This window comes from Bifidobacterium sp. B4079, from assembly GCF_026537385.1.
GTDB classification, from domain to species: Bacteria; Actinomycetota; Actinomycetes; order Actinomycetales; family Bifidobacteriaceae; genus Bombiscardovia; species Bombiscardovia asteroides_I.
Genome location: NZ_JAFNMH010000001.1, coordinates 178,541 through 190,586, shown reverse-complemented (window position 1 = coordinate 190,586; position 12,046 = coordinate 178,541). Strand labels below are relative to the sequence as shown.

Below are 12,046 nucleotides of genomic sequence, written 5' to 3'. Positions count from 1 at the left end.
GATGAATCGGACCTCATTCGACCACATGGCCCTTTGGGGGTCATTTCAGGATGATTACCATGTTGTAGTAGAGACATGTCTAGGTCATCCTCATCACTGCCCGTCCTGAGTCCTTTCCTGGACCAGCCATCCTATCTGGCTGATCCAGAGGCGGCCCAAACCTGCCCTTGTCATGGACGGGCAGCCTGCTGTCGTGCCATGCTGTCCGACATGGCACGACAGTCGCGAACCACTCTGGTCCATCTGAGTGAATTAGCCGACCAGGCTCTGAGGATCGACTGGCAAGGGCGGGCCGCTGAAGCCTATCGGGCCCAGGTGCGGGCCATGGATGCTCTCTGCCAGGATCAGCGTATCCAGGCAGGGCGCACCCTGAATCTGATCGATCAAGAGAGCCGACCATGAAGCGGACGATCACCGCTGCTCCCGATGCCAATGGCTATACGCGCACCGAGCTGGATCATCTGCTCGGCATGGCGGACCGGCTCAACCAGGCAGGTGGCGCTCTGGCCACCATGCAGTCCCAATGGGTTTTGACCAATCAGGCTATCCGCAGAGCCATGCCGGGACTGCCGGCCCTTCCTTGCGCCCGGGCTGCCGTGCCGCCGCCGGGCCACGCCCATCTGCCACTGGATCTGATGGTGTCCTTCTGCAGTGACCAGGCCCAGGACTGCGAAGACCTACGCACCCGCCTTCAGTCCGTAGCTGACAGGCTGACCAAGGCCTACGGGCTGTACTCGCAGGCTGAATCATTTATGGACCGGCTGATGAACTCCCTGATGTCCAAGGCCTTGACCGTCTTTCAGCGCATTGCCCCGTTCATGCTGGGATCCATCGGTTTGGGCCTGGGAATAGCCAAATTGACCGATCACCTGGACGCATCGCAATTCCAGGAATTGCTGGAAACCACTGCCAGCATCCAACAGCCCCTGCTGACCGCGGTCGCATCCAGCCTGTCCTCGGACCATCGCGATCCCATTGGCGGATTGGTCACCGGCCCCGGCCTGCTGATGCCTTTGATACTCGCTCATTTCCAGGGAGACCGAATCGCGATGGAACCTGTTCATCCGCAGAGCAAAGGACTGGGCGAGGCCCATGACATCGCCGGTGCTCTACACAACCTGGAGACTTTGGGATCCTGCCGGGACGGCATTCCATACGCCACAGTCGCCGTACAGCGTTATCGAAAGGCCGGCGGCAAAGACCACTGGCTGGTCTACATACCCGGCACCAGCTCCCATCTGGACTCCCCCATCGGATGGGCCCAGAACATCCAGCTCATGAGCGACAAGGCTTCAGTGCGCGACAGGGCGGCTTCTCTACGCTTAGTAGACCAAGCCATGCGGGATGCGGGAGTGCGTCCGGACGATCCGGTCAGCCTGGTGGGCCATTCCCAGGGTGGCATCGTGGCCGCCACCATGGCTTCGGATCTTTCGGACCGCTACAGTTTCGATCACATCGTGACCGTCGGCTCGCCCATCGCCCATCGCAAAATAGAGCCTGACACCTGGGTCACCAGCGTGGAGATGCGCGAAGAGCTGGTCTCCAGCCTTGATGGAGCCGACAACCCCTCCCGACCCAATCAGCTGACAGTCAGGGGAAAAGCGGGTGGACCTCCCCCTCCAGACGGGACACAGACCGGCCGGGCAGTGACCACCGCTGGACCCGGCAAGGAATCCACCCACGGTATGGCCTACCAGCAGGCGGCCTGGGCTGATGCCCGAGATCAGAACTCACCAGCAGTACGACGACAGGACGACCACTTCACCCATGCCATCGAGGGCGATCTGCAGGAGACCCTCTACTATCGCGGCAGGCTACGGCGATGAGCGGGACACGCGGGCCCCCAGGAGCGCCCATGCCGGTTCCCGCTGGTTGACCCGGTCGTCTAGGCTGGAGGCATGAACCTGAGCCGAATCACCCCAGTCATCCCCCTTAATCCCTTGGACGGACGTTACCGCAGACAGACCGTCGATCTGGTGGACTATCTGAGCGAACCTGCCTTGAACCGCGAGCGCATGCGGGTCGAGGTCGAATGGATGATCATGCTGGCAAACGGCTACCAGGGCAACGGCCAGCACCCGGTCTTGCCAGGCGTAGAACCTCTGACCGAGGTGGAACAGGCCTATCTACGAGCCATACCCGAGGATTTCGATGCCGACGGCATCACCGAACTGGCAGGCATCGAAGCGCAGACCCACCACGATGTCAAAGCCGTGGAATACTACATCGACCGCCGTCTGGAGACTGCAGCCACAGCACTTGGCTCCGAGTCCCAACTTCCAAGGCTGATGCCCATGGTCCACTTCGCCTGCACCAGCGAGGACATCAACAACCTAGCCTATGCCCGCTGCATCCGAGGCGGGGTCGAGCAGGTCTGGCTCCCCAAGGCCACCCGGATCGAGGAGCATCTGGCAACCATGGCGGAGCATTACCGGGATCTGCCCATGCTCGCCCTGACCCACGGCCAGCCGGCCACACCCACAACCCTGGGCAAGGAGATGGCGGTCTACGTCCACCGATTGCACCGGCAGCTGGACCGCATCCACAATCAGGACTACATGGGCAAGATGAATGGCGCCACTGGAACCTTTGGCGCCCATCTGGCCGCCCTGCCGCAGGTGGACTGGATTGATCTGACCCGGACCTTCGTCGTGCAACGGATGGGTCTGGTCTGGAACCCACTGACGACCCAGATCGAGTCACACGACTGGCAGGCCGAGCTCTTCAGCAACATCGCCCACCTAGGCCGGATCCTGCACAACCTGGCCGTGGATATTTGGATGTACATCTCCCGCGGCGTCTTCGCCCAAGAGCCCGTCAAAGGCGCGACAGGGTCCAGCACCATGCCCCACAAGGTCAACCCCATACGATTCGAGAACGCCGAAGCCAATCTGGAGATCTCAGGAGCCCTGCTGGACACCCTGGCCACCACCCTGACCGAAACCCGCTGGCAGCGGGACCTGACTGACTCCACCACCCAGCGCAACATTGGTTCGGCTCTGGGCTACAGCCTGCTGGCTCTGGACAACCTGGACGGCGGCCTGCAGACCATCCACCCCGACAAGGCACTGATGGCCCGCGAGCTGGACAGCAACTGGGAGGTCCTGGGCGAGCCCATACAGACGGCCATGCGGACCGCTGGACTGGCTGGACGCTCAGGCATGGATCATCCCTATGAGCAGGTCAAGGAGCTGATGCGGGGCAAGAGGATCGGCCGGGAGGATGTCGGACACTTCATCGATGGCCTCGACCTGGACCAGGACACGGCCAGTCGGCTCAAGGCCTTGACGCCGGCGACCTACACCGGCGCAGCCGAAACCTTGGTGGACTTCGATCGCGACTGACCATGACCCCGTCCCAGTCGACCATTACCCCCGAGGACACTGATTCCGCCGATCCCGTTAAGCCAGATAAGGTCGTCATCAGGGATACCCCGCCACAACGAGTCCACGACGCCGAGGACCTGCTTCGAGCCCTGGCGGCTCTGATCCTAGGGATCCTGGTCACCCTGGCAGCTGTCTATCTGAAGGGCATAGCAGCCGGGGTCGAGTCGGACATGCGTCAGGCCGGAAATGCCATGGACTGGCTCATGGACGTACCTACCGCCTTCCTTCAGCAGGCAGTGACCGTGACCGTGGTCCTGGCCGTGATTGTCCACCTGCTAATCAACAGAGAATGGATCCAGGCCATCACCGCCCCCCTAGCCATGTTCTTAGGGTTCGGGTTGGTCATGCTGACCTCCAACCTGATTCTGAAGGCGGGTAACCCGACCTTGATTGCCTCATTCAGCTCCCAGAACGCCATAGGGTCGCCCGTCCTTCTGCCCGACTTCTATGCCGGTCTGGCTGCCTTCCTGAGCGCAGCAGGACCCCGTCGCTTGCGCAGCTCGGTTAAATGGGGATGGAACGCTCTCTACATTGTGGCCGTCATCATGGTCGCCATATCCTCCAATTCGGCCAGCGGGGTTCTGGTCTCGCTGATCCTGGGACGGATCATGGGCATGGTTGTTCGATACCTGGCGGGCACGCAGAACAAGGGCGCCTGGGGACAGGGAGTGGTACAGGCCATAGCCTCCATCGGCATCCACGCCGCCAGCCTGGAACGTCAGGATCCGACTCTGGACGCCGATGGCCAGCCCCTGCCCGCCCTCGCCGACGACCTCATCGAGGCATCCCGCATCTACAGGGCCCGCGACAGGGATGGCCACACTTACACGGTGTCGGTCATGGACGGCCAGTTACACACTGTGGGCTATCTGATGCAGCTCTGGCAGTGGATCAAACTGTCCGGAGTGTCCATGCGCAGAGACAGGTCAGTCAGAAACTCCATGCAACATCACATGGCCATGTTGGCTGAATTGCGGGATCTCGGGCTGACTGCCCTGCACCCCTATGGCTTGGCGGAGAGCGCGGAATCCTCAATTCTGGTCTTGGAGGATGACGTCCACCTTCGGTCCCCGGAACCTGGGAGTCTGAACACGGACAGGGCCAAGCAGCTGATGGACTACCTTCGCCAGGCCAACGAGCGCGGCTTCACGCATCGCCGCATCCGCCCGGAGACCCTAGCCGTAGACCAGTCAGGCTCCCTGGTCATCGCCGGTTGGGAGAACGGCGACAGCGCCAGTTCCCAGGCCAACATCGCCCTGGACCGAATCCAGCTTCTCGCCCTTATTGCCACGATGATTGGTGTAGATCAGGCCATCGAGGCCGCCCGTGCCTCCTGGGGTGTCCAGACTCTGGCTGGACTGTCGCCCTTCTGCCAGATGGTAGCCATTCCCTCACAAACCCAGGCCCTGGCTGGTTGGGATCGGCAGATTCTAACCGACTTGCGCAAACAGCTGCGGGTCATGGCTCCACCTGAGTCGGTGGCAGAGACTGGCCAGGTGACCCTTTCCCGATTCAGTCTGCGCAGCTTCATGGCCCTTGCCCTTTTGGTGGTGGCTGTGGCGGTCATCATCACCCAGTTCAACCTGCCCCAGGTCATCAGCGCCGTCCGCAACGCCAACCCTTGGATGGCCGGACTCTCCTTCCTGCTGGGGTCGCTGTCCTGGGTGGGCTGCGCCATCACCCTGGGGGTCTTCATCGACCCGTCCAAGCGCGACTTCAAGGGCATTTTCCTATCCCAGGTCGCATCCTCGTTCACCTCGGTCTCTATGCCCGCCGGGGTGGGGCCGGCCTTCGTCAACCTGCAGTTCCTACGGCGGGACGGTTATGACAACACCATGGCCACAGCCATCATGAGCGCCGTTGTTGCCGTCCAGTTCGCGACCACTTTCTGCCTGCTGATCGTCATTGGCCTGTTCACCGGACGCAACACCCTATCCGGGATGATCCCCACCAACACCCTGGTCATCGTCATCGGAACGGTGGCCATTGTCGCAGCCCTGATCATGGCCGTGCCTTACACACGGCGACTGGTTATGGAACGGCTGATGCCCATCGTGACCTCCTACGCGCACCACCTTGTAGAGATTCTGACCCAGCCCAGGCAACTGGTGGTGGCCGTGCTTGGGGCTGTGCTGCAGTCAGCCGCCCTGGGCATGAGTTTCTGGGCCGCCCTAATGGCCTTCGGTTGTCGAACCAACGTCTTCGAGACCACCTTCGTCTTCCTCCTGGCCAACACTCTAGGCTCTGCTGTCCCCACCCCCGGTGGCCTGGGGGCCATAGAGGCGGTGCTTTTCTCTGCCTTCCGCCTGGCTGGCGTTCCCTCGGGCGTGGCCATCTCAGCGACTCTGGTCTTCCGGGTGGCCACCTACTGGCTGCGCATTCCTCTGGGAGCCCTCGCAATGCACTGGCTGAGCAACCACAACCGCATCTGAAGAGCCCTTTGGGCAGCCCCAATCCCGAGAACCTCAAAAAACGCTTGATGAAATGTCGGAAACCCCCGGAAAATGCGGTGTTTGAGCCAAATCTGCGGTAATATCATTCATTGACCGTTGGGTTTTCCCAAAATCAAGCAATGGGAGGCCCCCGAAAGAAGGATGTTCTATGGCATACAACAAGTCTGATCTCGTTTCGAAGATTGCGCAGAAGTCCAACCTGACCAAGGCTCAGGCGGAAGCTGCTGTCAACGCCTTCCAGGATGTCTTCGTCGAGGCCATGAAGTCCGGTGAGGGTCTGAAGCTGACCGGTCTGTTCTCGGCCGAGCGTGTCAAGCGTGCCGCCCGCACCGGACGCAACCCCCGCACCGGTGAGACTATCAAGATTCCGGCCAGCTATGGCGTGCGCATCTCAGCCGGCTCGCTGCTGAAGAAGGCCGTCACCAACAAGAAGTGAAACCAGCCTTTTTACAAGAGCCCCTGCATCCATCTACGGATGCCGGGGCTCTTCTTTTTATAGTGCGATCTTACGGATGATCAGCAGTGCAAACCGGTCTTAGGCACTTGGCTTTGTGACACCACTCAGAAAGTCCATCAGAGATTGGTATCGGGGTGGGCCCAAATGGTCGAAGGGGTCAGGCAGGGTCACCTCGACCCGGTGAGAACCGCCCAGGACCAGGTGGCTCCAGTCGCATAACCATGTGCGCGTTCCCCGGTCCGCCACACGGACAAAGTCGCCACGCAGACGGGCCCTGGTATCCTCTGGAGCTTGGTCCATAGCGCGCTGCACCTCGGAGTCGTCGACCGGCGAGCGCATGAGCCCATGCCTGACCAGACCGGGGAAGGATCTCCCCACGCTCAGGTCGTGATAGTCCAGGTCCAGCGCCTCTTCCAGATCCCGTCCGGCGCCTCGTTGGCTCAGGCCCTGGAGAAGGCGCAGCTTGGCAGCCCAGTCCACCCAGTCAGCCAGATCCTGCCAACGCCCAGCATCCAGAGCATCCAAGGCCGCCCTCCAAAGCTGCAGGACACGCAAAGCCTGTGACCGGTCGATGCCTATATCCTCCTGCTGGTCGATTAAGGCCTCGCATGCCAGCCAATAGGCATTTTGCAGGCCCAGAGCGCTGATGCCGCCAGCCTTCATGGAATCCTGCAGTTCCAGGGTGACCCGGCCGGTCCGATCTCGGCTGACGGCTCGGACGGCTGCACCGGGATCAGCCAGGGCCCAGTCAGCCAGGTCTGGCCGTCGGCCCTGGCGGCAGGCTTGCTCAATCAGGTTCAGGACCAGGTGGGTGCTGGTCATCTTGAACCAAGTGGCCAGCGGCGACCGGTTGGTATCGCCTACAATTACATGCAGACGCCGCCATCGTTCGGGATCAGCCAGAGGCTCGTCACGGGTGTTGACCATGGGACGGGCACGGGTGGTGGCCGAGGAGACCGCCTCATCCAGAAAATCGGCCCGCTGGCTGAGCTGGAACCCATCGGGACTCAGACGACCTGCCCCGGTGATCAGCTGCCGGGTGACCAAGAAGGGGACCAGGCAGGCGCCAACCATGTCCAAGGGGACTCGCCGGTCAAGCAGATAGTTTTCATGACAGCCGAAGGCATGCCCCTGGGCATCCACATTGTTGGCAAAGACGTGAACCTTCACGGGTCTGTCCAGATTCCCCGCCAAGAACCTCCCGGCGCGATCCGCAAGGGCGATCATGATCTGCTCCCCGGCCAGCACCTGTGTCAGGGCTGTCAGCGGGTCACGGGCTTCCGCAGTGGCATACTCCGGGTGGGAGCCCACATCCAGGTAGAGTCGGGCGCCATTGGACAGATAGATGTTGGTTGACCCATGCCTCTCAATGAGAGGGCGGAACATAGCCATGGCCACCCTGCCGGCGGCGTAGGGGGCACTGGCGCCGGTCAGGCTCAGTCCATACTCGGTCTCGATGCCGAATATTCTGTGAAAGTCCGAGTCAGCCCCCTGCCCTTCCGCCATGGATCACTGGCCGCCCTTCTGGACGAAGCCCCGCACATACTCCTTGGCGTTGGTCTCCAAGGTGGTCTCGATGTCATCCAGGACGGCATCCAGATCGGACCCTGCCATCTGGTTCTGCTCTCGTGCTCCAGTCTGCGGCAGATCCTCTTCCTGCTCCTGCTGCCGCCCAGCTGCCACGCGCCGTCCCTGCTGGTGGGATGCCTCAGCCATGTTCGCTCTCCTTCCCGGCGCGGATCAGCGCCCGCTCAGATACGTGTTCAAATCCTTGGCGATGAGTCCGTTGGTGGCCACCACGTCGTTGCTGCCCTCCCAGCGCACGTGTCCGCCGTCCCAGCGCCAGAGGGTGCCCTTGGCCTCCCGGACCACGACAGCCGCCGCAGAGACGGCAGGGATGTCCCAGGAGTGCAGGGCCGGTTCGAAGTAGGCGTCGTAGCTGCCGTCCGCCACCCGGCACAGGTCCAGCGAGACCGGACCGACGCGCTTGATGTCGGCAGGCTTGCCAGCCATGCGCGAGACGATCTGCAGGACCTTTTCGGACTCGTTGGGGAAGTAGGACATGCCGAAGCTGATCACTGATCCGGTCAGGGTGGCCATCGTGGAAGGTATGATCTTCTCTCGCTTGTCACCCACGATGGTCCGTCGGACCCTGATGGCACCCTGGCCTTTGGCGGCCAGATAGGTCAGGCCCAGGACCGGGGCATGCACGATGCCCAGGACAGGTGAAGCGTGGCCCTTCTCGTCCACGGCGAACAAGGAGATGGTCAGCGTCCATTCGGCCATGTTGCGCACATAGTTGACCGGACCGTCAATGTGGCCCAGGCACCAGTAGCGGCCGCCCGGACGACGGTTGCCGGCCTCCTCCTCCCAGAAGCCATCCATGGGGTCCAAGGCAGCGATCTTGGTCCGGCAATAGCGGATCAGGCGCGTGTCAATGCCCGGCGAGAACTGGGTACCCTGGCCGATGGTTGAGGTGGAGCGGGGATCGTGGGGATTGATCTGGTCCTGAAGGGCATGACGGCCGGCCTCCACAGCAATGGTGGCGACCTGCATGGCCAAATCGCGCAATTCCATACTTCTCTTCTCTTTTCAAACGGGTGGTCAAGGCATTGCGACCGTGGCCCACCGGTGGTCATTTGGTCGGATATCGGACTGTTTCTGCGCTATCAGCAGTATATGCCGCGGCCATCCCGGCAGGAAGACCGTGTGTGACTCAGCGGATCGGACAGATCCACAACTTTGGTCTCGGACTCTCCCTCCGGTCCCTGCCCCTCAAGAATGACACGACTCCAGGAAACAGCCCTGACCGCATCAGGACAACGGTGAAGCAGCTGGGAACGGCACCAGGCCCGAGTCTGCTCCGGCCCTTGGTCCATAGCCCTGACAACCTGGTCCGAGTTGGCCAGCCGCAGAACGGATCCACTGAGTCGCCAGGGCAGGTCGCGGCCAGGATCCACCCGTGCCCAGGCCAGATCCAGGGCCGCCAGACGGGGATCCGACCAGTCGGATATGAACCGTCGACGGCGCAGACGCTCCAAGAGCTGCCACTTGAGAAGCCATTCCAACCTGCCTGCCTGGTCATGCATGGCCAGACGGGCATCGTTGTCGCCCGAACGCACCAGAGCCAGATCCTCGAGCACCTGATCCCAGAGGTTTAGAACCCGGTCGTCGGCACAACCTGGCCGGTCGGCATCCCGTCTGGCCTGTCTGGTCGCATCCAGCAGTGCCTTTTGAATGGTCAGTGCATCGGCAAATCCTCCGTTTGCCAGGGCCAGAGGCTTGGTCAGAGTTACATCACGGGAAACCGTGTGCAGGGCCGACACCGGATCATCCAGCGTCCAGCGATCCAGCAGTTCATCGACCAGACTGGTCGAATCGCCCTCGGACTCCAAGAGCGTCAGCAGCAGATCGGTCGACCCCAGTTTGAGGACCAAGGGCGTATCCAACCGGTTGGCATCGCCCACAATCACATGGAGGCGGCGGCTGCCTGGCCCAGCATGGGACTCGTCCCGGGTATTGATAATAGGCCGCCCGAAGGTGGTCTGCAGTCCGATCCGGCTGGTCAGATAGTCAGCGCGCTGGCTGAGCTGGAAGCCGGCCTGCTCGCTCCTAGGCCCCAGACCCACTCTGCCCGAACCGGTATAGATCTGCCGGGTGACGAAATGAATGGTCATCAGGGCCGCCACCCTGGCGAAGGGCACCGCCCTGTCCATCAGATAGTTCTCATGGGATCCCCAGGCGGCACCCTTGCCATCCACATTGTTTTTATAGAGAGCCAGGCCTCCGGCCCTTTCTGCGGCCTGGGCCATCATCCGATCGCCCGCGCGATCCTGGACCAGTGCATCGAAGGCATTCGCCGTTTCCGCCGAGGCATACTCAGGATGGGCATGATCCACATAAATCCGAGCGCCATTGGGAGCTGCAACGTCGATCAGTCGGGCGCCAGGCGCATCGGTGAGCATGCTCGGAACGGCAGCGGAACGCGGCAGCCGACCTCCCCTTGCATCATTAACCGGGTCCTCACCCCCGTAGTCCCAGCGGATGTGCGCCAAGTCCGGCCGGGCAGCGGCCCTTACCAGGCGCAGGGCCAAAGTACGTGGATCAGCGCCGGGATCCTGTGGATCGGCAACGGCGTACTCCGTCTCGGTGCCCATAACCCGCCCGGCACTCATGACCGCTTCCTTGGCCCGTCTACAGGGTAAACCTCCTGGACCTGCCCTGGGCGGAGTCCGGCCAGATCGGCCCAGCGGTCCGGGTCCTGGCCGCGGAGCTCCTCCAGAGTGTCCTCATACTGCCCACGGACGGCCCTCATGCAGAGCCCGCGGCCAAGCCCCACCTGTCGACCCTGTTCGATGGAGGCCTTGACCGCCATGGTCTTGACCCGATCAACCAGGTTATGCAGCATGGCGCCGGAGACTACAGACTCCAGGTAGAGGGGCTGCCAGCGGCCCGTGGCATCCACGATCTTGCCCAGCAGGTGGTCATCATCCCGAGCGAAGAGTCCGTCGACCAGTATCTGAATCAGCTTCTCCGGCCCGGCGTCCTCCTCCATGGGCATGTCGGAGCCCAGATACTTGCCCAGGATGGCGGCCGACCTGATCCTGTCGGGCCGGTCGATGCGGATCTTGACATCCAGCCGACCAGGACGCAGAACCGCCGGGTCGATCATGTCAATGCGGTTGGAGGCACCGATAACCATGACCTGATCCAGGGACTCGACACCGTCCAGCTCGGTCAGGAACTGAGGGACGATGGTGGTTTCAACATCTGACGAGATGCCCGATCCTCGGGTTCGCAACAGGGAATCCATCTCGTCGATGAAGACCACCACCGGTCCACCCTGGCCTGCCAGGCTGCGGGCCCTGGCGAACAGGCGGCGGACCAGCCGCTCCGACTCGCCCACGAACTTGTTGAGCACCTCGGGGCCCTTGACCGACAGGAAGACCCCGTGGCCGTCGCTCTCCTGGGCCAGGGCACGGGCCAGGGCCTTGGCGATCATGGTCTTGCCATTGCCGGGCGGCCCGTAGAGCAGGACGCCCTTGGGGGCTTGAAGCCCGTAGCGGCGCATCAGATCGGCATGCTGGAAGGGCAGCTGGACTGCATCCCGGATGCGCTCGATCTGCCTGTCTAAACCGCCAATATCCGAGAAGTCCACATCAGGAGTTTCTTCCAAGAGCATGTCGGCCTGGTCCGACTCAGGCAGGACAGCCAGGGCCATTGAACAGCTTTCGTCCATGAGCAAGGCGCTGCCCGCCTCGATGGGCTGGTCCTGCAGAGAACCCGCACGAGCAGCGACGCTGGTCTGTCCGGAGGGGTCTTCCACCAGCAGGGCACCGGATCCCAAGGTCTCCCGCAGCGTACGGACCTGTCCGGTCACCGGCTGATCGCCCACACGCACCACCACCATATCGGCGTTGAGCAGAACCTCCTGGCCGGCCCGGATCCGCTCAGCGTGGATGTCTGGCGCCAGAGGCACCACCATCCGCCTGGAACCGTTCAGGATCAGCAGACGAGCCTGCTGCACCCCCTGGCTGTCATAGGCGACGGAATCCACACCCAAGGCCAGAGCGACGGTCAAGGGCGGTTGACCCAGCTGAGCCAACTGGCTCTTGGCCTTGGATAGTTCCTTGGCAGCCCTGGTCAGCGCCGCAGCCAAGGCCCGGTTGCGCCGATCCCCGGCCCGGTCCTGGTCATTTGCATCGTCTGATTGCTCAACATCATCGGACTGCATGGCTCCCTTTTCCCTC

At 62.3% G+C, this 12,046-nt stretch carries 10 protein-coding genes; 5 read left to right on the top strand and 5 right to left on the bottom strand.

Annotated features, from left to right (window positions below):
• Positions 1 to 210: 210 nt before the first annotated feature.
• From J3T95_RS00830 to J3T95_RS00810, 5 genes are all read left to right on the top strand, one after another.
• Complete coding sequence (locus J3T95_RS00830) at positions 211 to 402, top strand: hypothetical protein (RefSeq protein ID WP_267450071.1); 192 nt, start codon at positions 211 to 213, stop codon at positions 400 to 402.
• Positions 399 to 1,826 carry a PGAP1-like alpha/beta domain-containing protein gene (locus tag J3T95_RS00825; protein ID WP_267450070.1) on the top strand — a complete coding sequence of 476 codons (1,428 nt, stop codon included), beginning with the start codon at positions 399 to 401 and terminating at the stop codon, positions 1,824 to 1,826. The genes J3T95_RS00830 and J3T95_RS00825 overlap by 4 nt, the downstream gene beginning before the upstream one ends.
• A gap of 72 nt (positions 1,827 to 1,898) precedes the next feature.
• Positions 1,899 to 3,344 (top strand): adenylosuccinate lyase, encoded by a 1,446-nt coding sequence (gene purB / locus J3T95_RS00820; RefSeq protein ID WP_267450069.1) that lies wholly within the window; start codon positions 1,899 to 1,901, stop codon positions 3,342 to 3,344.
• Between the two features lie 2 nt (positions 3,345 to 3,346).
• Positions 3,347 to 5,818: a lysylphosphatidylglycerol synthase transmembrane domain-containing protein gene (locus tag J3T95_RS00815; RefSeq protein ID WP_267450068.1), complete on the top strand. Its 2,472-nt coding sequence runs from the start codon at positions 3,347 to 3,349 to the stop codon at positions 5,816 to 5,818.
• A 169-nt stretch (positions 5,819 to 5,987) separates the two neighbouring features.
• Positions 5,988 to 6,275, top strand: a complete 288-nt coding sequence (locus J3T95_RS00810) for an HU family DNA-binding protein (protein WP_015022121.1) — start codon at positions 5,988 to 5,990, stop codon at positions 6,273 to 6,275.
• Between the two features lie 99 nt (positions 6,276 to 6,374).
• Here the strand turns inward: J3T95_RS00810 and J3T95_RS00805 are convergent, their stop codons facing one another.
• The 5 genes from J3T95_RS00805 to arc all read right to left on the bottom strand — a co-directional run bounded on the left by J3T95_RS00805 (position 6,375) and on the right by arc (position 12,030).
• Complete coding sequence (locus J3T95_RS00805; protein ID WP_267450067.1) at positions 6,375 to 7,802, bottom strand: proteasome accessory factor PafA2 family protein; 1,428 nt, start codon at positions 7,800 to 7,802, stop codon at positions 6,375 to 6,377.
• A 3-nt stretch (positions 7,803 to 7,805) separates the two neighbouring features.
• Positions 7,806 to 8,012 carry a ubiquitin-like protein Pup gene (locus tag J3T95_RS00800; RefSeq protein WP_220236066.1) on the bottom strand — a complete coding sequence of 69 codons (207 nt, stop codon included), beginning with the start codon at positions 8,010 to 8,012 and terminating at the stop codon, positions 7,806 to 7,808.
• Between the two features lie 24 nt (positions 8,013 to 8,036).
• Positions 8,037 to 8,873 (bottom strand): inositol monophosphatase family protein, encoded by an 837-nt coding sequence (locus J3T95_RS00795; RefSeq protein ID WP_267450066.1) that lies wholly within the window; start codon positions 8,871 to 8,873, stop codon positions 8,037 to 8,039.
• 92 nt (positions 8,874 to 8,965) lie between these two features.
• On the bottom strand, positions 8,966 to 10,471 hold the full coding sequence (gene dop, locus J3T95_RS00790) for a depupylase/deamidase Dop (protein ID WP_267450065.1): 1,506 nt from the start codon (positions 10,469 to 10,471) through the stop codon (positions 8,966 to 8,968).
• Complete coding sequence (gene arc / locus J3T95_RS00785; protein WP_267450064.1) at positions 10,468 to 12,030, bottom strand: proteasome ATPase; 1,563 nt, start codon at positions 12,028 to 12,030, stop codon at positions 10,468 to 10,470. The genes dop and arc overlap by 4 nt, the downstream gene beginning before the upstream one ends.
• Positions 12,031 to 12,046 lie beyond the last annotated feature (16 nt).